Origin of the sequence: Celeribacter ethanolicus, from assembly GCF_002407265.1 — a bacterium.
GTDB classification, from domain to species: domain Bacteria; phylum Pseudomonadota; class Alphaproteobacteria; order Rhodobacterales; family Rhodobacteraceae; genus Celeribacter; species Celeribacter ethanolicus.
In genome coordinates, this window is the sequence record NZ_CP022196.1 from 165,881 (window position 1) to 184,007 (window position 18,127).

General features: G+C 60.8%; 20 protein-coding genes. 8 read left to right on the forward strand and 12 right to left on the reverse strand.

Features of this window, described 5'->3' with window-relative positions; all coding sequences use genetic code 11:
* Positions 1 to 48 precede the first annotated feature (48 nt).
* Genes CEW89_RS00705 through CEW89_RS00715 form a run of 3 tightly spaced genes read left to right on the forward strand, consistent with a single transcriptional unit; the run spans position 49 to position 3,253 of the window.
* Complete coding sequence (locus tag CEW89_RS00705) at positions 49 to 1,152, forward strand: ABC transporter ATP-binding protein (protein ID WP_096804534.1); 1,104 nt, start codon at positions 49 to 51, stop codon at positions 1,150 to 1,152.
* Entirely contained in the window at positions 1,149 to 2,072 is a 924-nt protein-coding gene (locus CEW89_RS00710; protein ID WP_066711215.1) for an ABC transporter permease, read from the forward strand. Before CEW89_RS00705 ends, CEW89_RS00710 begins: the two co-directional genes overlap by 4 nt.
* Positions 2,069 to 3,253, forward strand: coding sequence for an ABC transporter permease (locus CEW89_RS00715; RefSeq protein ID WP_096804535.1), 1,185 nt, complete (start codon positions 2,069 to 2,071; stop codon positions 3,251 to 3,253). Before CEW89_RS00710 ends, CEW89_RS00715 begins: the two co-directional genes overlap by 4 nt.
* A 201-nt stretch (positions 3,254 to 3,454) precedes the next feature.
* Here CEW89_RS00715 and CEW89_RS00720 read toward each other — a convergent pair whose 3' ends face one another.
* From CEW89_RS00720 to CEW89_RS00760, 9 genes are all read right to left on the reverse strand, one after another.
* Positions 3,455 to 4,243 carry a creatininase family protein gene (locus CEW89_RS00720; RefSeq protein ID WP_096804536.1) on the reverse strand — a complete coding sequence of 263 codons (789 nt, stop codon included), beginning with the start codon at positions 4,241 to 4,243 and terminating at the stop codon, positions 3,455 to 3,457.
* Complete coding sequence (locus tag CEW89_RS00725) at positions 4,240 to 5,166, reverse strand: isopenicillin N synthase family dioxygenase (protein ID WP_096804537.1); 927 nt, start codon at positions 5,164 to 5,166, stop codon at positions 4,240 to 4,242. The genes CEW89_RS00720 and CEW89_RS00725 overlap by 4 nt, the downstream gene beginning before the upstream one ends.
* The gene (locus CEW89_RS00730; RefSeq protein ID WP_096804538.1) at positions 5,167 to 5,787 is read right to left on the reverse strand and encodes an NAD(P)H-dependent oxidoreductase; all 621 of its coding nucleotides are present in this window, start codon (positions 5,785 to 5,787) and stop codon (positions 5,167 to 5,169) included. It abuts the gene before it with no gap.
* Positions 5,787 to 6,377, reverse strand: coding sequence for an NAD(P)H-dependent oxidoreductase (locus tag CEW89_RS00735; protein ID WP_096804539.1), 591 nt, complete (start codon positions 6,375 to 6,377; stop codon positions 5,787 to 5,789). Before CEW89_RS00735 ends, CEW89_RS00730 begins: the two co-directional genes overlap by 1 nt.
* Entirely contained in the window at positions 6,374 to 7,780 is a 1,407-nt protein-coding gene (locus CEW89_RS00740; protein ID WP_096804540.1) for an FAD-binding oxidoreductase, read from the reverse strand. The genes CEW89_RS00735 and CEW89_RS00740 overlap by 4 nt, the downstream gene beginning before the upstream one ends.
* Before the next feature lie 4 nt (positions 7,781 to 7,784).
* Positions 7,785 to 9,116, reverse strand: coding sequence for a cytosine deaminase (locus tag CEW89_RS00745; RefSeq protein WP_342352342.1), 1,332 nt, complete (start codon positions 9,114 to 9,116; stop codon positions 7,785 to 7,787).
* Entirely contained in the window at positions 9,083 to 9,937 is an 855-nt protein-coding gene (locus tag CEW89_RS00750; RefSeq protein WP_066711200.1) for an ABC transporter permease, read from the reverse strand. Before CEW89_RS00750 ends, CEW89_RS00745 begins: the two co-directional genes overlap by 34 nt.
* Complete coding sequence (locus CEW89_RS00755; protein ID WP_096804542.1) at positions 9,934 to 10,713, reverse strand: ABC transporter ATP-binding protein; 780 nt, start codon at positions 10,711 to 10,713, stop codon at positions 9,934 to 9,936. Before CEW89_RS00755 ends, CEW89_RS00750 begins: the two co-directional genes overlap by 4 nt.
* A 95-nt stretch (positions 10,714 to 10,808) precedes the next feature.
* Complete coding sequence (locus CEW89_RS00760; protein WP_066711196.1) at positions 10,809 to 11,816, reverse strand: ABC transporter substrate-binding protein; 1,008 nt, start codon at positions 11,814 to 11,816, stop codon at positions 10,809 to 10,811.
* Positions 11,817 to 12,068: 252 nt separating this feature from the next.
* Here CEW89_RS00760 and CEW89_RS00765 point away from each other — a divergent pair, with 252 nt between their 5' ends.
* On the forward strand, positions 12,069 to 12,464 hold the full coding sequence (locus tag CEW89_RS00765) for a RidA family protein (protein ID WP_096804543.1): 396 nt from the start codon (positions 12,069 to 12,071) through the stop codon (positions 12,462 to 12,464).
* Positions 12,465 to 12,558: 94 nt separating this feature from the next.
* Here the strand turns inward: CEW89_RS00765 and CEW89_RS00770 are convergent, their stop codons facing one another.
* The 3 genes from CEW89_RS00770 to CEW89_RS00775 form a co-directional block, all read right to left on the reverse strand.
* Positions 12,559 to 13,188 (reverse strand): ParA family protein, encoded by a 630-nt coding sequence (locus tag CEW89_RS00770; RefSeq protein ID WP_096804544.1) that lies wholly within the window; start codon positions 13,186 to 13,188, stop codon positions 12,559 to 12,561.
* A gap of 3 nt (positions 13,189 to 13,191) precedes the next feature.
* Positions 13,192 to 13,356, reverse strand: a complete 165-nt coding sequence (locus CEW89_RS20985; protein ID WP_198403472.1) for a hypothetical protein — start codon at positions 13,354 to 13,356, stop codon at positions 13,192 to 13,194.
* 115 nt (positions 13,357 to 13,471) lie between these two features.
* A complete protein-coding gene (locus tag CEW89_RS00775) occupies positions 13,472 to 14,101 on the reverse strand; it encodes a TetR/AcrR family transcriptional regulator (protein ID WP_066711190.1) in 630 nt (209 codons plus the stop codon).
* A gap of 381 nt (positions 14,102 to 14,482) precedes the next feature.
* On the opposite strand from CEW89_RS00775, the gene CEW89_RS00780 reads away from it, so the two are divergent.
* Genes CEW89_RS00780 through CEW89_RS00795 form a run of 4 tightly spaced genes read left to right on the forward strand, consistent with a single transcriptional unit; the run spans position 14,483 to position 18,098 of the window.
* Positions 14,483 to 15,346: an ABC transporter ATP-binding protein gene (locus CEW89_RS00780; RefSeq protein WP_096807079.1), complete on the forward strand. Its 864-nt coding sequence runs from the start codon at positions 14,483 to 14,485 to the stop codon at positions 15,344 to 15,346.
* Positions 15,347 to 15,384: 38 nt separating this feature from the next.
* On the forward strand, positions 15,385 to 16,665 hold the full coding sequence (locus CEW89_RS00785) for an ABC transporter substrate-binding protein (RefSeq protein ID WP_096804545.1): 1,281 nt from the start codon (positions 15,385 to 15,387) through the stop codon (positions 16,663 to 16,665).
* Positions 16,662 to 17,495 (forward strand): ABC transporter permease, encoded by an 834-nt coding sequence (locus tag CEW89_RS00790; RefSeq protein ID WP_096804546.1) that lies wholly within the window; start codon positions 16,662 to 16,664, stop codon positions 17,493 to 17,495. The genes CEW89_RS00785 and CEW89_RS00790 overlap by 4 nt, the downstream gene beginning before the upstream one ends.
* 45 nt (positions 17,496 to 17,540) lie before the next feature.
* A complete protein-coding gene (locus CEW89_RS00795) occupies positions 17,541 to 18,098 on the forward strand; it encodes an OsmC family protein (RefSeq protein WP_066711186.1) in 558 nt (185 codons plus the stop codon).
* The last annotated feature ends 29 nt before the right edge of the window (positions 18,099 to 18,127 follow it).

Here is an 18,127-nt window from a genome sequence, read left to right on the forward strand (position 1 = left end):
CGTCGCACGCGCGGGGCCTTTTCACGTTCAATTCATAAGAGAGGCAACATGCCCGACCAGACCCCGGACCGCTCCGTTCTCCTCGATCACGTTTCCATCCGCTTTGGCAATTTCACCGCCGTCGATAACGCCAATCTGAAAATCAATTCCGGCGAATTTTTCTCCTTTCTCGGGCCGTCTGGCTGCGGCAAGACCACGATGCTGCGCTGTATCTCCGGCTTTTCCGAGCCGACCGAGGGCAAGGTGTTAATTGGCGGCAAGGATATGGCCGGTGTCGGCCCGAACAAACGCCCGACCGCGTTGATTTTCCAACATTTGGCGTTGTTTCCGCTGATGACGGTGGCGGAGAATATCGCCTTTCCTCTGGAGGTGCGGGGGCTGTCCAAGAAAGAGCGGCGTAAAAAGGCGGACGAGCTTTTGGAGATGATCGCCCTGCCGGGGATCGGTGACAAGAAACCGGGAGAACTGTCGGGTGGTCAGAAACAGCGCGTGGCGATTGCCCGCGCGCTGGCCGTTGAGCCGGATATTCTGTTGCTCGACGAACCTCTCTCCGCGCTCGATCTCAAGCTGCGCCAACACATGCGGACGGAGCTGCGCGCGATCCAGAAACAGGTTGGCGTGACCTTTATCTACATCACCCACGACCAGGGCGAGGCGTTGACCATGTCCGACCGCGTGGCCGTGATGAGCCGCGGTGTGATCGAACAGGTCGGCGAACCGGATCGGATTTACAACCGGCCTCGGTCGGCTTTTGTGGCCTCTTTCGTCGGCGAAAATAATGCGTTGCAGGGCATCATCAAAGGCCAGTCGGGTGACTTGGCAGCCCTTGAGACGCCGATGGGCACCTTCGAGGCCCGTGTCGGTGGCGGGCGAAAATACAAGGCAGGTGACGAGGCGCTCTTGTTTGTGCGGCCCGAACAGCTCATCCCCGGCGCGACAGAGAACGCCTTTCACGCCATGCTCACAAGGCAGGAATTCGAGGGAGCCGCCAACCATGTCTTCGCCAAGGCCGGAGACAGTGAATTGCGCATCTCCATGGTCAATGCGGGGCTGGCGGGCAGCCTGCCGGGGCAGGGCGAAAGCCTCTCTCTGGGCTTTGCTCCGATGAATGGCACCATCCTTCCGGTCGGACATATGGCGAGTGACTCATGAAACAGTTGAAACTCGCCTACACCAGCTTGCTCGCCAAACACGGCATGGGCGCGGCGCTCTTCGTCGCCATTTCCGTGACGCTCTGGGTCGTCGTGTTCATCACCCTGCCGCAGCTTTCGATGCTGGATTATTCCTTCCGCTTCAACCTGCCCGCCGATCAGATCGGCACCGAGGCGGATCACTACACGCTGGAGCAATATCACAGCTTTTTCTTCAACTCGGACGGATCCTTCAACGCGCTCGACATCACGATCCTGATCCGGACCCTGATTGCGGCGCTGATCGTGACGATGATCGATGTGCTGATCTGCTATCCCATCGCCTATATCCTCGCCCATGGCGCCAAAGGTGTCGCCGCGCGGCTCATGGTGATCGGGCTGATCATCCCCTATTGGATCAACGAGATTCTGCGCGCCTTTGCCTTTCGCGTGCTGTTCGGGTCCACGGGTGTCGTGAACACCTGGGGCATGCAGATGGGGCTTTGGGACGCGCCGGTGGATTTCATCCGTGCCGATGTGGCGCTCTATTGTGGCCTCGCCTACGCCTATATTCTCCTGATGGTTTTCCCGATGTACAATGCCATCGAAGCGCTGGATCACACACAGGTCGAAGCCGCCCGCGATATGGGCGCGCCTCTCTGGCGGGTGCATTGGCGGGTGGTCTTGCCGATGGCGAAACCGGGGATCGTCTCAGGGGCGACCATGGTCTTCATGCTCACCGCAGGTGCGCTTGCCGCGCCGCAGATTTTGGGCGGGCCGTCGTCTCTTTGGTTCACGCAGCTCATCTATCAGTGGTTCAACGAGTCCTCGAACTGGCCCAGAGGTTCGGCCTATGCCGTGGTGCTTTTGGTGACCTGTATCAGTTTCGTGTTGCTGATGATGCGCGTGTTCAAGGTCTCCGTCGGGGAGATTGGCAAATGAACAGGCACACGCTTTTCGGCGGCGCCTATGCGCTTGCCTTCTTCGCTTTCCTCTTCGGCCCGCTGGTTATCATGGCGACCACCGCTTTCAACTCCTCGCGCTTTCCGCGTGTGGCGCCATGGGAATGTTTCACCACAGGCTGGTTCGGCGAGTTGTTCGGCAATGCCCGCCTGATGGAAGGTTTGATGAACTCCGTGATCATCGGGGTGGGTGTCGTGGCCTTGGCCGTGCCCATCGGGCTGGCGGGGGCTTTGGCTTTGTCCGAACTGCCGGCAAAGCTACGCTCGATGCTCTACACGGTCTTGATCTTGCCGATCCTGATCCCCGGCGTTGTGCTTGGGATTTCGACCATCGTGCTCTGGGGACAGATCACGCGCGGCACGGGCGCGGGGTTCTTGTATAACGGCTATTTCCTGACCATCGTGGGCCAGATCACCTTTGTTTCCGCCTATGCCATGTTGGTGTTCATCGCGCGATTGCAACGCTTTGACGCGACCCAGACCGAAGCGGCGCTGGATTTGGGTGCCACGCCCGGTCAGGCGTTTCGCAAGATCCTCTTGCCTTTCATGGCGCCCGCCATCGGCTCGGCGGCGTTCATCACGCTTTTGGCCTCCTTTGAGAACTACAACACGACTGTGTTCACGGTTCTCTCGGAGAGCACCTTCACCACGGCGCTGGCCTCCAAAGTGCGCCACGGCACGGACCCGTCCTTGTCCGCGCTGGCGGTGATCATCATCACCATCACCTTGGTGGGGGCTTTGACCAACGAAGCGTTCCAGCGCCGCAAAGAGGCCGAATCCGGTGGCCGCGCCTCGCGTTCGCCTCTTTATGCCAATCCGGTGACCCGTGCGCTGACCCATCCCGGTATCGTCTTTGCGATCCTCGTGACGGTGATCGGCGGGATTTCCTATGCAGGCTCGCAATATGACAGTTCGGTCTGTGAGGCCGCCGTGTTGCAGGAGAAACTGGATCGTCAGGAAGAGCTGCGCGCCGAACAACGGGCGAGGATCGAAGCGCAGGAAGCGGAGCAGGGCGTGACCGTGCCGAAACCCGACAGCGCCTTTGGTGGGGCCTTCGGGGGTGTTGGGACACCTGCCGCTCCGGCGGCTCCGAAGCCCGAAAGTCCGTCGGCTTTTGGTGGGGCGTTTGGGGGGATCACGGCGCCTGAGGTGGATGAATAGGAAAGGGGGCCAAATGGCCCCCTTTTTCTTCGCCCGAATAGCACCGTAGGTGCCGGGCGAGCGCCTGCCCGTTCCGGCGGGCTGGCGCTTTTCTGTGTCAAACGTCGCCTCACCGGACTGCGGATTTGGCTGGCATAAACTGCACTGCTCAAAGGGTGGAGCGCCACCCCACGGGCAGGCGCTCGCTCTTTGCGAAGTCGATCACTCCGGAATCGTCCGCGCGTATCCTTCGGTCGACAAATCGCGCAACTCCTTGAGCATCTCAACAAAGCCCGCCACCTGATGTGCACAGGTGGCCGCGCCTTTTTCAGCCGTCGCCAGATGCGCCTCGCCCACGGTGCCTTTCGGGTTCAAATCCTTTGAGACCCAAGCGAGGTTCACCGGACCAATCGGAGAAATCGGCGCGGTCTCAGCCGTCGAACGGAAATCCTCGGCCTTCTCCATATCCACCAAAGCGGGCTTGAAATGCAGCATCAGGGAGGTTTCAAGATCGCCGCCATGGATGCCAAAATTGCTCTCTTGCGCGCTATACATCCCCTCCGGCTTGCCAAAATTGCCCCATTGGCATTTCACGACCATCATGCCCGCCTGCACGCGCAATTCACGCCCCAGAATGGAGATCAGGTCCAAGTTCCCGCCATGGGAATTGACGATCACCATCTTCTTGAGACCCGCGCGCGCCACGGAAAGCCCGATCTCGGTCCAAGCGTCCAAAGCGGTCTTGGCCGTGTAGGTCAGCGTGCCCTTGGCATGAATATGCTCGTTCGATTTGCCCACCGCCTGCACTGGCAGAATGAGGATGTCGAGATCGTCGGGGCAGGTGGCGCGCAACTGGGCCAGCATGCCCTCGTTGATGTAGGTGTCCACGCCGACGGGCAAATGAGGCCCATGCTGCTCCACGGCCGCCGTGGGCAGGATGACGATGGTTTTTTCGGGGTCGAAGTCGGCGAATTCCGTGGTGCGGAACTCGGCCCAATCAAAGCGTCTCATTTTACGTCCTTCGGAGTATAGGTCGCGTCCAGCCGCGACCGCAGATAATCGGCGCCGGTGACGGCGGGGTATTTGGCTTTGCCCGTGCCCGGCAGCGCAGCAATCACGCTGTCGGGGTTCGGGTCGAGGAAAAAGGCGATGGAGCGGCGGGCGGTTTTGGGCGGCAACACCCGGTGCGGGGTCGAGACATAGATGTCATTCGACCAGCGCATCAGGCAATCGCCGATGTTGACCACGTAAGCCCCTGGCACATGCGGCACGTCGATCCAGTCGCCGCCGCGTGGTTTGACTTGGAGGCCGCCGACGCCATCGGTCATCAGCAGGGTCACAGAGCCGTAATCCGTATGCGCACCCGCGCCGATGCCGTCTCCGTCGGGCGCTGCCGGATAGGAGAGAACGCGGAGCGTTGCCATAGGCTCGGTGAAATGCGGCGGAAAGTAGCCTTCGGGCAGGTTCAGATCCATCTCGAACGCCCGGTGCAGCGCGACCGAGAGGTGCAGCACAGCGTCGTAATAGTCGAGCATAGTCTCGCGAAATCCCGGCACGTCAGGCCAGACATTCACACCGCGAAACGGTTCGCCAGCCAGCACACGCGGATCGTCAGAGGGCAGGTCGAAACCGACGTTGAAGGCCTCTTTGCGGTCCATCTGGCCGGAGGTCTCGTCCAAGGCCTCCGAGCCCTGACAGGCCCAGCCCCGGTTGTGCGGGTTGCCCCGGATGTCGATTTTCGCTTTTTCCGCCATGGGCAGCGCGAAGAAGGCGTCCCCCTTGGCGAAGACATCTTTGACCAAATCCTCTGGGATGCCGTGGTTCGACACGAGGAAGAACCCCGTGTCGCGGCTGGCCTTCCCGAGGTCTTGCACAAAGCCGTCGACATCTGAGCCTGTGGCAAAGCGGCTCCAATCGAGAACAGGTATCTCCATTTATCCCTCCTTCGGTGTGGGTGCCGCGATCAGCTTATCGAGCCGGTTCTGCACCCGTGACAGATGCTTGGCGCGGCTTTCGGGCGTCGAGCTGTCCATCAGAAAATGCGCGGCGAAGGCGGTTTTGCACCGCTTGGCCAAGATCACCCGAAGCCCGCGCATCAGTGTGCGTTTGCCCGGCGCGCCGACAAAGAACGTCAGCCAGCGCGAGGCGCCACAGGTGGTGAAAACGCCCAGTTTGGTGATGTGCGTCAGGCCGGGCTTGATGTCATCGCCGTCTTTTTGCGGCATGATGAAGGCCACGCCCGAGACCATGGTGCGGTCGAGCCAGCCCTTGAGCATCGCGGGCAAGCCGTACCACCAGGTCGGATAGACGAAAATCAGGCTGTCACACCACTCAAGGTCGGTGCAATCGCGGTCCACGAGGATGCGATTTTCCGGCACGTTTTCGTAGATTTCGTGTTCGTGGGCGGAGAGCACCGGATCGAAGCCTTCGGCATAGAGATCGCGCAGGCGATACTCCACACCTGCGGTTTCAAGGCGCGCGACAACGAGGTCCCGAATGCCGCGGTTAAACGAGGTCTCGCGCGGGTGACAATAGACGACGAGGGCGCGTTGCATCACATGGCCTCCATCTCGCGCCGCACACGTTCGAGGTGGCGTTTGAGTTTCGGCTCTTCATTGCGGTTCATATCGTAACACGCGATGTATTTTTTCTTCGGCATGCCACAGGCGTACCACACCGCACGGGTCACCGTTTTGCGCGGCGGATCGGCATTCTGGATCGCGCGCCAGCGGGTGCCGCCATAGGTGGTGCAGGCGTAGAGTTTCTTGATATTGGTCAGACCCGGTCGAACCTTGCCGTCCACCAGTTTGAAGCTGACGCCCGGAAGGAACACCCGGTCGAGAAACCCCTTGAGGATCGCCGGGTAGCCGAAATTCCACACCGGGAAGACCATCACCAGCGCGTCGGCGGCCTGAAGCCGCTCGACATAGTCGCGCACCGGTTCGATGTTGGCGGGCTCGTCGTGATAGCCGCGACGGTCCTCCGTCGTAAGCACCGGTTGAAACCCCTCGACGTTGAGATCGCAATCGTCGACCTCCCAGCCGGATTTGGTGAGCGTCTCCACGACCACCTCATGCACTGCCGCGTTAAAGCTTTCGGGGCAGGGGTGGGCGTAGAGGACGAGGACGCGTCCTTTGGAACTCATTCTGCCACCTCGGGCTTCGGGGTGATCTTGGCGTAGGAATACATCTCTGCGTAGTCGAAATCCGGTTCATCCCAAGCAATCATCTTGCCGGGGTTGAGCAAACCCTTCGGGTCCGCCTCGCGTTTGAAATCGAGCTGGCGTTTGTCCGTGGACTGCCGCCCGCCTTCTTCCAAAGTGTAGCGATGCGGGTTGAAGATCATGCACTCCATCGCCTCATGTTGGGCAACCAGATCGTCGAGTTGTGCCTTGTCTTTGGGGAAGACAATCGGCAGACCCGCAAAGGAAATTCCGGCGCCCTCGCGCATCACTTCGAGGTGCATGTAGAGATCGTCTTTGAACGCGTCATAGGCGCGCATGACCTTTTCGATGTCCCCGCCATAGCGGACCTGAAGATAAGTCAGGTCTTTCTCGAATTTGAGCGCGCGCAGCGTGGTGTGGTTCCAGCCATATTCATAGACCGGGCCGGGGTGGCGATCCCATTGCACATCATCGGAGCGGTAGATCACCTCCGCCCCCTCATAGCGGTCCAGAAGCGTCTGGAAGCCCGCCATGGAGTGCGGCGCGACCATCAGGCCGCAGAGGTGGTCATTCTCGGTGACATGGGCCTTCACACGCTGGAAATACTTATGCGCGATGGGGGCGGCGTAGACCGAGGCGAGCTTGATCAGAATGCCCGGCTCGGCGGTCAGAGCACCGGCGAATTCGGTCGCCATGCGGAAGGTGTCAAACCGCACGAACATCTCGACCCACTCATAGGCCGGGGCGAGCGGCATTTCGATCTCGGTGATGATGCCGTTGGTGCCATAAGCATGCGAGACGCGGTGCAGCTCCTCGCCGGTGAACTCGAGCGCACGCGGCTCGGCCTCCATGGTGATCACCCGCAGGCGGTCGATGTTGCCGAGATCACGCAGAGCGCCCCAATTGGCCGATCCGACCCCGCCGGAGCCGCCCGCGATGAAGCCGCCCAAAGAGGCCTGCGAATAGGTCGAGGGGAACATGCGCAGCTCCTGACCCGATTTTTCTTTCAACTCGGCGTCCATCTCCTTGATGATGATGCCGGGTTCGGCGACGACATAGCCCGCGCCGATCTCCTTGATCTTGTTCATCTTTGTCAGATGCATGACACAGCCGCCCGCGAGCGGCATGGCCTGCCCGTAGTTGCCGGTGCCGCCGCCGCGACAGGTGACGGGGACGTCATGGGTGTAGCAGGTCTTGAGCACCTCGATCACCTCGGCCTCGGAGGTCGGGTTGACCACGAAATCGGCCTGCAAATGGTCCATCTCGGCCTTCAAAACTGGCGAGTACCAAAAGAAGTCGCGCGATTTGTTGCGGACGGTGGCGGGGTTTTCTTCGATGTCCAGATGGGACAGGGCGGCCATGGCCGCAGCGGAATTTTTGTTCATGATATTAGCTCACGATCTCATCAAGTTCAGAGTAAGACGGCAGGGTGCGGTCGATGGGATCACCGTCGCGCAAAACCAACCTGTCGGATTGCGGTCGGGCGAAGAGCTCGGTCCAGCCGCGTGCGTTGCAAATGACCAGATCGGCAGGCGCGCCCTCCGTCAGGCTCGGGGCGTCAAAACCACAGGCCTGCGCCGGATTGGTCAAAAAGGCGTTCACCCAAGGCACATCCGTGTGGTCGAGATGGCAAATCCGCGTCGCCTCGCGCATCACCTCGATCATGTCGAGATCGCCATAGGCGTAGAACGGATCGCGGGTGTTGTCCGAGGCGAAAGACACATTGACCCCCGCCGCGTTCAGCTCATGCGCCATGGTCACACCGCGCCAACGCGGGGTACGGCCCTTGTAGCGGTCTTGCAGATACATGTTGCACATCGGCAGCGAGACGACATTGAGCCCGGCCTTGGCGACGAGCGCGATGATCTCACCGGCCACCTCGTCGGGCATCACCGAAATGGAACAGCAATGGCCCACGGTGACGCGGTTTTTAAAGCCTAGTTCCAGAACTGTCTCCGCAATGGTGCGCAGCGTGTCGGAGGTCGGGTCGTCGGTCTCGTCCACATGGAAATCGACGTCGAGATCATACATCACCGCGAAGTGGAAGAAATCCAACAGACGCTCTTTCAGGTCCGGCACTGGGTAGGTGACAGAGCCGAGGATCTGCCCGGCGTCGGCGACGATTTTCGCAATGGCCGGGAAGTCGCCCTGATCCTTGAAAACCTTGTCGATGGCGACCAGACAGGACGCCTGTAGCTCGATCTTTCCGGCCCATTTGTCCTGCATCCGTTTGACCACGCCAAAGGACGAAGACGCCAGCGCGTCCAGGCTGTCGATATGGGTGCGGATTGCCTTGGTGCCATGGGCATAGGCGCAGCGCAGCGCGAAATCCATCCGCGCTTCGACATCCGCCGCCGTCCAATTTGCATGATCGGCGTGAACGGTTTCCAAGGCCCCCATAAAGCTGCCATCGGGGTTCGAGGCGCGGGGCCAGATGTGGCCCTTGTCGAGATGCGTGTGCATGTCGACGAAGGCCGGAAAGACCATCGCGCCTTTCATGTCGATCTGTGGCGTGTCGATTGTAGTTTCGGCCGGTTGCCCAGCGTCCGTTTTTACAATCTTGCCGTCTTGAAGGGTGAGGTCTGTGAGAATGAGGTCCCCGGATTGGCCTATGAGGCTGGCCGGGACCGTGACATTTCGAAGTGTCTTCGCGCCGCTGGGCAGAACGCAAAAGCTCATATAAGTCCTTATGACTCCCGTTTGATTGCACTTTCGTGCCATTTGTGCAGCAATGCATGAGAGAGCAAAGAGGCTGCGGTGAAGATCACGACACCTGTCGCCGCGATCAGAAGAAGCGCCGCGAACATGCGCGGAATGTTGAGCCGGTAACCGGCCTCAAGAATGCGAAACGCCAGCCCCGATCCGATGCCGCCGGTGCCCGCGACATATTCGGCCACAACGGCGCCGATCAGGGACAGGCCACCCGCGATGCGAAGCCCGCCCAGGAAATAGGGCAGAGCGGTCGGCAGTTGCAAATAGCGCAGCCGTTGCCAGCGCGTGGCGCCGTAGATTTTATAGAGATCGCGCAGGTTATGATCGGTCGAATTGAGGCCCAGCGTGGTGTTCGAAAGGATCGGGAAGAAGGCCACGATCCAGGCACAGAGCAAAAGCGCCGCCAGCCGGTTGTCGACATAGATGAAGATCAGGGGCGCGATGGACACCACCGGCGTCACCTGAAGGATCACCGCGAAGGGGTAAAACGACATCTCGAAATAGCGCGACTGGGTGAAGAGGATCGCCAGACCCACGCCGCCAATCACCGCCACGGCGAGGGCCGCCAGCGTGATCTTGAGCGTTACCAAAAGCGCCGAGGACAGCATGCCCCAGTCCTGAACTAAGGTCTTGAGCACAAGCCCCGGTCCCGGCAGGATATAGTGCGGGATTTCGTTCCACACCACCAGGCGATCCCAGAGGAAAATCGCCAGTGCGATCACCACCACGGGCAGAACCCATTTGGCGATCTTCTCGCGTTTTTGCGCGCGGGCGTAACGAAGTTCTTCCTCGTCCACAACAAGCGCGGTGTTCATATCGGTTGTGCTCATGCCGAGGCCCTCGCGCCATGTTCGTTCATCGCCGCATGAAGCGCATCGGAGGCTTTGCGGCACAGCTCGGCATAGTCTGCCGAAGTGCGGAATTCCTCGGTGCGCGGGTAGGGCGCATCGACCGTGACTTCGGAGGACACCCGTCCGGGGCGTGCCGCCATGACGACGATCCGGTCGGAAAGAAAGACGCTCTCAAACACCGAGTGGGTGACGAAAATCACCGTGCATTTGAGCTTTTCGCGCAGCTCAAGCAGGTCGTTGTTCAACTTGTGGCGGGTGATTTCGTCCAAGGCCGCGAAAGGTTCGTCCATCAGGATCAGCCGCGGCTCGGTCACCAGAGAGCGCGCGATGGAAACCCGCATTTTCATGCCGCCCGAGAGCTCGCGCGGATAGGCGCGCTGGAATTTTTCCAGCCCCACCATCTTGAGCGCCCACATGATCTCGTCCTGCACGTCGCGGAGCGATTTGCCCCGAAGCCGGAACGGCAGCCAGACGTTTTCTTCGACGGTCGCCCAGGGCATCAGGGTGGGTTCCTGGAACACCACGCCAAGATCGCCGGTCTTCATGCCGCCGTCCCAGGTGATATGGCCCGAGGTCGGGCGCATCAACCCGGAAATCAGCCGCAGGGCCGTGGATTTGCCGCAGCCCGAGGGGCCCAGGAGCGAGATGAAATCGCCCTGATTGACGGTCAGGTTCATATCCTTGAGCGCCACCACATTGCCGTTGAAAACCTTGTCCACATTGGACATGTCCAAAAGCTTTGCGCGCTGGCCCATGGGGGGGATGGAGGTGGGAGGGGTCATGTGCGTTGTCTCGGAGTAAAGCGCGCGGGGCCGGAAAATGCCGCCCCCGCGTGTCCTTCGGGCGGGCCTTATTTCAGGTCCATGCCAACTTTCTGGTTGGTGAAGTCCAGCGTGTAGGCGGAGGAATAATCCAGGCCGGCCTCGATCACGCCTGCGTCGACCATCTTGCCGTAGAAATCCGCGATCTTCTCGTCGGTCATCGCGCCGATGCCGAGTTCAAGCGCATCGCCGCTGTCGACGATGCCCTCGGATTTCATCTTCTCGATGGCGAAATCAATCTTGTCCTGCGTCATGTCGGGGTTGTCCGCCATGATCATCTCGTTCGCCGCCGAGTTGTCGTTGTAGAGGTAGTTGTACCAGCCGATCGCGGAGCCATCGACAAAACATTTCACCGCCTCGGGGGCTTCGTCGATGGTCTTCTGCATCGTCTCGATGGTGGTTGCATAGGTCGAGTAACCGGCGTCGGCGATCAGGAAGACGTCGGGGGTGAAGCCGCCCTCTTTCTCGATCACATAGGGCTCGGAGGACAGGAAACCCTGCATCGCCATGTTCTCATCGGCCAGGAACGGCGCCGGGTTGAACGTATAGGGCTGGCGCTGCTCGGCGGTGAAACCGTAGGCGGCGATCATCCACTGGTAGTAGGAGGCGAAGCCGTTGTCACCGATCAGCAGTGTCAGGTTCTTCAGGTCCTCGAAGGTCTTCGCCTTGCCCGGATGCGCGATGATCACCTGCGGGTGTTTCTGGAAGGTGGCGGCCACGGCCACGACCGGGATGCCTTCCTTGGCGGCGTTGAACGCCTGAAGAAGATCGCCGCCCATGTGGAACTGGATTTTGCCCGCCATCATCAGGGCACGGTTGTTGACCTGCGGGCCGCCCGGCTGGATCGTGACGTCGAGGCCGCAGGCGGCATAGGTGCCATCGGCCACCGCCTGATAGTACCCGCCGTGCTCGGCCTGGGCGAGCCAGTTGGTGCCGAAGGACACCGGCGTCAGATCGGCAGCCAGTGCGCCAGTGAGGGCCGCGGTGGATGTGGTCGCGGCAAGGGCAAGCCCCGCGAGAACGCGATTCAAGGTCATGTAAACTCTCCGTGGGTGAAATTCCGCAGACCACGTTAGCGAGATCATCGGGGGGGACGCACAGGGGGGAGTTGCGGGAAATTGCATACAATCTTCAGATGCCCAATTAGAGGGCGAAAATCTGGCCGCGTGGTCAAAATTAACGCAGGTGTCGGCAATATCGGATGCGACATTGTACACAATGCGCGCGCATCCCGCCGTGAAATGGCATGGAGAAGGCGACAAACGAATCTCGACACGAAGGTCTCCACCATGAACACGCCGCTCACGCCCAGCTCCATCGCCGCTCCGTTCGGGGCCTATAGCCACGGGGTCATGGGGCCTTCCGGCGGGCGGGTCATCGTGACCTCGGGTCAGCTTGGGCTCGCTCCGGACGGAACCTGCGCGGCGGGCGTCAAGGCACAGGCGGAACAGTGTTTCGCCAATATCGACGCCATTCTGGCCGAGGCGAGGGCGGGGCGCGATGCGGTGATCCGGATCAGCGCCTTTGTGACCAGGCGCGAGGATTTTCCGATTTATATGGCGGTGCGCGATGCCTGGCTTGCGGAGGTGGCAGTCAAACCGGCCTCGACCCTGATCATCGTCACCGGCTTCACCCGCGCGGAATTCGAGGTCGAGGTCGAAGTGACCGCCGTGACGCAGGGTTGATTGCGCCGGGGATTCCCTTCCCATTTGCCTGTTTTTTCTGCGTTCTTCGGGTCTGGTTCGGGAGAACTGCTTGGGAGAACTCGCCGAACCCGGTTCAGATCTTTACGCCAAGGCGTTTGAGCACCGGCTGCCACTGGGCTTTCATCGGAGCGAATTTTGCCTGGCTTTGATCGAAGATCGACAGGCCCTCGCGGGCGAGGTCGATATAGGCGGCGCGTTCGGAGATCATCGTCACGAGTTCCTGCCCGTTGGCTTCGAGAAACTCCTTCAGGAGCCGTCCGTCCTTGCGCCGCGGGTCGATACGTGAGCCGATGGGCAGGATGTCGACCTTTTCCTTGCGGATGCGCTTGAGTTCGCGCAGGGATTTGAGAAACCCCTTCACCGCCAGTTCGTCGAACATCGAGGACATGACTGGCGTTACCATCACGTCCGCGTCCTGCAAAAGCGCTTTTGCCGCCGCGCTCTCAAGTCCTGCGCCGCTGTCGATCACCAGCCAGTCGGTTTTCTTCGGTGCCGAGGGGCGTGCCGCGCCGGACCAGTCCAGCACCGGGATATGCGCCGCATAGGCCGAGCGTCGTTTGCCCCACATCCGTGCGGATTGCTGCGGATCGGCATCGGCGATCGTGACCCGTTTGCCGGAGGCGCGCAGCGCGGCGGCTAGGGTGATCGCTGTCATCGTCTTGCCGGATCCACCCTTGCTGTTGGCAACGAGAAGCGTCTTCACGGCTTACGACCCTTTCTTGGAATTCTTCTTCAAAAACTTGCGGATATGGTCGCGCAATTCGCGCGAGGCGGAGGTGTCCATTTCCTCGCAAAGCGTCACGAATGCGTCGCGGTCCTCCTTGGGCAGGCGGATGATCAGCGAACTGTCCTTCTTGTTTTTCGGTGCCATGTTCCCCTCTCGACCATCCCGCGTTCCTGCCTATACGATGTATATACAGTGCCGGAGCGGGGTCAAGGGCGCGGAAAGGAATTTTCGGACGGATTGTCCGCCGGGCGGGCAGGTGTCAAGCGCCCAGAACCGCATCGAGATGGCATTCGGCCATGTTCCGGGCCGTGCGGGCAAAGCTCGGATCACGGGTGTGTTGGGCGGCGACGATGGCGCCATCGAGCAACACGGCGAAAGAGCGCGCGGTTTCGGTCACATCGGGGACTTTGAGCTCGATCGCCTGTGCCTTGAGCCAGGTCAGGATGTGCTCCTTGTGCTTTTCGGCGGCCTTGCGCACCGCGTCGTTGCCGGTGTCGAACTCCGCCACAGCGTTGATGAAGGGGCAGCCGTAGAAGCCGGGGTCCGCAAACCACTCTTCGAGCACGTCGAACACGGCGAGCATGCGCGTGCGGGCGGGGCCCTGTGTTTCGGCCAGCCGCCCGAAGAACCAGCCGCGCCATGTGGTGCCCTCGGCTTCCAGTACGGCGGCGATCAACTCTTCTTTCGATTTGAAGTGGTGATAGAGCGTGGCCTTCGCGGTGCCGGCACGGGACAGGATCGTGTCGATGCCAGTGGCCGCGAACCCATGGTTGCAGAACAAATGCGAAGCGGCGGTCATGATCCTGTCGCGCGCGGTCTTCGGCTCCGTTGCGGCAAAGCTCCAGCCGGAGGTTTGCTGGTGGCAAAACTCTTGAGGGCTGTCATCCATCTGGCAATCTCCTGCACTCTGAAACGCGAGACGTCCGGCGGGGCGGAGAATCGCTCTGCCGTGAAATGTGTCACCTGCCTCTCATATATACCGCAAAAAAACAAGACAGGTCTGTCTTGTTCTGTTGGCGAATTTCTCGGCTGCGATATTCTTGCATATGTGAGGGCAGAGAGCGGAGAGATGGCGGGAAATCACTCGAATTTCGCCCGGATACGGGCAGTCTATCTCAATTTTTGCCGAATAAATGAACAGGAAAATAAGAGTCATCTTTTCTCGCATTCGGGCGTTGACGACCGGGTCTTCTTTCCGTCTCGATAAGACAGAACGGTTTGTACAGTTTGTGCAAACAGCCCGGAGTGAGAAGAGATGGCCGTGACCAGAATGAAAGATCAGACCCCTTCCCAGCCGTCCGAAGGACAGGTGCAGGAGCCGGCGCATCCGCGTGTGCTGATCGGTGCGCATGTGGCCGTCAAAGGGCTGAGCCACAGTTATCGCAAGGCCGATGGTCATGTGCTTGAGGACATGGATTTCGAAATTCATCAGGGCGAGGTCGTGGCCCTTCTGGGGCGGTCCGGCTGTGGCAAGTCCACACTGCTGCACATGCTCGCGGGGCTCACGCATCCCTCCGAGGGGCAGGTGGTGATCAATGGCAATGTGGTCGAACATCCCTCGCCCAAATGGGTGATGATGTTTCAGGCGCCGTCGCTTTACCCGTGGATGACCGTGGCGCAGAACGCAGGCCTTGGCCTGAAATTCACTCGCCGGGGCTATGAGATCGCCAAACGCGTGCCGGAAGTGCTCGATCTGGTCGATCTGGGGGCCTTCGCCAACCGCAATGCGCAGGAGCTTTCCGGCGGCCAGCAACAGCGTGTGGCTTTGGCCCGCTCTCTGGCGCCGCGCCCGGAGATGCTTTTGCTCGACGAACCCTTCTCCGCGCTCGATGCCTTCACCCGCCGCTCGCTTCAGCAGGATGTGCGCAAGATCGCCAAGGACCTCGGCCTGACGCTTGTGATCGTGACCCATGACGTGGGCGAGGCGGTGCGCATGGCGGATCGGGTGCTGGTGCTCAAGGCCAATCCGGGACGGATCGCCGAGGACACGCAGATCGCGCTCACCGAGGAAGAGCGCGGTGGCGGGACCGATGCCTTTGGCCGCGAACACGCGCGGCTGATGGGGATTTATGCCGAGGTCGCTGAGATGGGAAATGCGCCCACCGAGAACGATTTCACCCGCCTTTCCGAATAATCCGAACAAGACCAACCGAACATCAACAGGGACCTGACATGACTGACGACCACAAGACAGCTTGCGGCCACGGCCATCACGATCTCCACGGCGCTTGCTGTGGCGGCAACACCGATTTCGACCCGGGCCGTCGTTCGACGCTCGATCTTCTAGCAAAAGGCGGTCTGGCGGCTCTTTTGGGCGGCATACCGGCGATGTTGCCGCGCATGGCGCAGGCGCAGGACGACGATGTATTGCGCATCGGCTATCTGCCGATCACCGACGCCACGCCGCTTCTGGTCGCCCATGCCAAGGGCTATTTCGAGGAAGAGGGTATCAAGGCCGAGCAACCGACCCTGATGCGCGGCTGGTCGCCACTGATCGAGGGCTTTGCCTCCGGCAAGTTCAACCTCGTACACTTCCTGAAACCGATCCCGGTCTGGATGCGCTACAACAACAATTTCCCGGTCAAGATCATGTCCTGGGCGCATACCAACGGCTCCGCTCTGGTGGTCGGTCGTCACACGGACATCGCAGATTTCGCGGGTCTGGGCGGCAAACAGGTCGCGGTGCCGTTCTGGTACTCGATGCACAATATCGTGCTGCAATACGCGCTGCGCGCCAACGGGATCAAAGCCGTGATCAAGCCGCAGGGGGAGCCGATCGCCGCTGACGAATGCAACCTTCAGGTGCTGCCGCCGCCCGAAATGCCCCCCGCGCTCGCGGCCAAGAAAATCGACGCTTATATCGTCGCCGAACCGTTCAACGCGCTTGGCGAATTGAAAGCCGGCGCGCGGATGCTGCGCTTTACCGGCGACATCTGGAAAAACCACCCGTGCTGCGTGGTCTGCATGCATGAAGAAGCGACCACCGCGAAACCGGAATGGACCCAGGGCGTGATGAACGCCGTGGTGCGCGCCTCGATCTATGCCTCTCAGAACAAAGAGGAAGTGGCGGAGCTTCTGTCAAAAGACGGGGCAGGGTATCTGCCAGCGCCAGCGCCCGTGGTGAAACGCGCCATGACGCTTTACGAGAACAACCCGGATTACATCGCCTCGGGGGCGATCAAGCACCAGGGTGAGTTCCACAATGGCCGGATCGACTTCCAGCCCTGGCCGTACCCGTCGGCGACCAAGCTCATCGTCGAGGCGATGAACGAGACGGTTGTGTCGGGGGAGACGACCTTCCTCGAAGGGCTCGATCCGCAGTTCGTGGCCGACGATCTGGTCAATTACGATTACGTCAAAGCCGCGCTCGAAAAATACCCGGAGTGGAAGAACGACCCCTCGGTCGCCACCGGCGGTGATCCCTACACCCGTGAGGAGATCTTCGAGCTATGAGCGATGTGACCCAGCTTTCAGGGCAAATGGCCCGGACAGGTTTCTCCCTGCCGAAGCTGGGCCGCTTCCGCGGCCTTGTGAACGGGGCGCTCGGCATTGGCCTGTTGCTGGTGCTGTGGTGGATCGGCGGGTGGATCGTCGAGACCAGCGACGATCTTTTCGCCTTCGCCGATTTCGCTCCGGTCCCGACGCTTTCCCGTCTCTTGGAGATGCTGATGGACGGCGAGGTCTTGGAGATGTCCGGGCCGTCGCTGATGAGGGTGGGGCTGGGCCTGTTCTACGCCATCGTCATCGGCGTGCCTGTCGGGATCATGGTCGGGCGGATGAAGCGCCTCAACGAGGTTGTCAACGTGCCGTTCCAGTCCCTGCGGATGATCTCGCCGCTCAGCTGGATGCCGATCGCGGTCATGGCTTTTTCAACATGGGACGGGGCGATCATTTTCCTGATCGGCATGGCGGCTGTCTGGCCGATCCTGTTCTCCACCGCAGGTGGCGTGCGGCGGATCGACCCCTCGTGGCTCAAGGTTGCCCGCAACCTCGGTGCCAACCCGCTTCATATGCTGTTCTCGGTGATCCTTCCGGCCATCGCCGTGGACATTCTCTCCGGCATTCGCCTCGCGCTTGGGGTGGCCTGGGTGGTGCTGGTGCCCGCCGAATATCTCGGCGTCACTTCCGGGCTTGGCTACGCGATCAACGATGCGCGGGACACGCTCGAATACGACCGGCTGGCCGCCACGGTGGTGGTGATCGGCGTCATCGGTTTCGCCCTCGACGCCCTCGCAGGCCAGCTTATCAAGAAATTCAACTGGGTGCGTTCAGAGGGGCACTAACCCCCGCACCCGCAACCTTTAACCCACCAGACGAAAGGAATTCCCATGTCTGAACCCGTAACCGCTCTCACCGGCTGTCTTGCGCCGGATGTCGACGGGCTGGACCCGATCTCGAAAGAGGGGCTGGAGGCGCTGATCGCCTCCGGCAAGGCCAACCCGAAGGCGATCAAGACGCTGAAATGTAAAACCGTCGCGGAAGGCCGCTTCCGTCACGCCAACTACATCCGCGATCTCGAACCCTACATCGTGGACGAGCCGCCGGGGCTTCTGGGCGACGACACCGCGCCGAACCCGTCCGAGGCGTCTCTGGCCGCTCTGGGCTCCTGTGTGGCCGTGGGTCTCCACGCCAACGCCATCGCCCGCGGCATCAAGATTCAGAAGCTTGAACTCGAACTTGAAGGCGATCTGAACATCACCGCCGTCTGGGGTACGGGCGACGTGTCCGAGAAGCCCGTGGGCTTCACCGATGTGCGCATCAAGGTCGATATGGAAGCCGATTGCCCGCAAGAGGAAATCGACGCCCTGATCGCCCATGTGACCCAATGGTCGCCGGTGTTCAACACCTTCTCGCGCCCTGTGAACATGATCGCCGAAAGCGTCTGATACATCCGGGGGCCGTCCGAGAGACGCGC

Excerpts from the sequence above, each read along its gene's own strand:
- CEW89_RS00755 (WP_096804542.1), bottom strand. The coding sequence starts at position 10,713 with ATGGGCCAGCGCGCAAAGCTTTTGGACATGTCCAATGTGGACAAGGTT.
- CEW89_RS00780 (WP_096807079.1), top strand. The coding sequence starts at position 14,483 with ATGAAAGATCAGACCCCTTCCCAGCCGTCCGAAGGACAGGTGCAGGAG.
- CEW89_RS00760 (WP_066711196.1), bottom strand. The coding sequence starts at position 11,816 with ATGACCTTGAATCGCGTTCTCGCGGGGCTTGCCCTTGCCGCGACCACA.
- CEW89_RS00740 (WP_096804540.1), bottom strand. The coding sequence starts at position 7,780 with ATGAACAAAAATTCCGCTGCGGCCATGGCCGCCCTGTCCCATCTGGAC.
- CEW89_RS00745 (WP_342352342.1), bottom strand. The coding sequence starts at position 9,116 with ATGGCACGAAAGTGCAATCAAACGGGAGTCATAAGGACTTATATGAGC.
- CEW89_RS20985 (WP_198403472.1), bottom strand. The coding sequence starts at position 13,356 with ATGGCACCGAAAAACAAGAAGGACAGTTCGCTGATCATCCGCCTGCCC.
- CEW89_RS00735 (WP_096804539.1), bottom strand. The coding sequence starts at position 6,377 with ATGAGTTCCAAAGGACGCGTCCTCGTCCTCTACGCCCACCCCTGCCCC.
- CEW89_RS00775 (WP_066711190.1), bottom strand. The coding sequence starts at position 14,101 with ATGGATGACAGCCCTCAAGAGTTTTGCCACCAGCAAACCTCCGGCTGG.
- CEW89_RS00730 (WP_096804538.1), bottom strand. The coding sequence starts at position 5,787 with ATGCAACGCGCCCTCGTCGTCTATTGTCACCCGCGCGAGACCTCGTTT.
- CEW89_RS00725 (WP_096804537.1), bottom strand. The coding sequence starts at position 5,166 with ATGGAGATACCTGTTCTCGATTGGAGCCGCTTTGCCACAGGCTCAGAT.
- CEW89_RS00790 (WP_096804546.1), top strand. The coding sequence starts at position 16,662 with ATGAGCGATGTGACCCAGCTTTCAGGGCAAATGGCCCGGACAGGTTTC.
- CEW89_RS00795 (WP_066711186.1), top strand. The coding sequence starts at position 17,541 with ATGTCTGAACCCGTAACCGCTCTCACCGGCTGTCTTGCGCCGGATGTC.
- CEW89_RS00710 (WP_066711215.1), top strand. The coding sequence starts at position 1,149 with ATGAAACAGTTGAAACTCGCCTACACCAGCTTGCTCGCCAAACACGGC.
- CEW89_RS00785 (WP_096804545.1), top strand. The coding sequence starts at position 15,385 with ATGACTGACGACCACAAGACAGCTTGCGGCCACGGCCATCACGATCTC.
- CEW89_RS00765 (WP_096804543.1), top strand. The coding sequence starts at position 12,069 with ATGAACACGCCGCTCACGCCCAGCTCCATCGCCGCTCCGTTCGGGGCC.
- CEW89_RS00720 (WP_096804536.1), bottom strand. The coding sequence starts at position 4,243 with ATGAGACGCTTTGATTGGGCCGAGTTCCGCACCACGGAATTCGCCGAC.
- CEW89_RS00705 (WP_096804534.1), top strand. The coding sequence starts at position 49 with ATGCCCGACCAGACCCCGGACCGCTCCGTTCTCCTCGATCACGTTTCC.
- CEW89_RS00750 (WP_066711200.1), bottom strand. The coding sequence starts at position 9,937 with ATGAGCACAACCGATATGAACACCGCGCTTGTTGTGGACGAGGAAGAA.
- CEW89_RS00715 (WP_096804535.1), top strand. The coding sequence starts at position 2,069 with ATGAACAGGCACACGCTTTTCGGCGGCGCCTATGCGCTTGCCTTCTTC.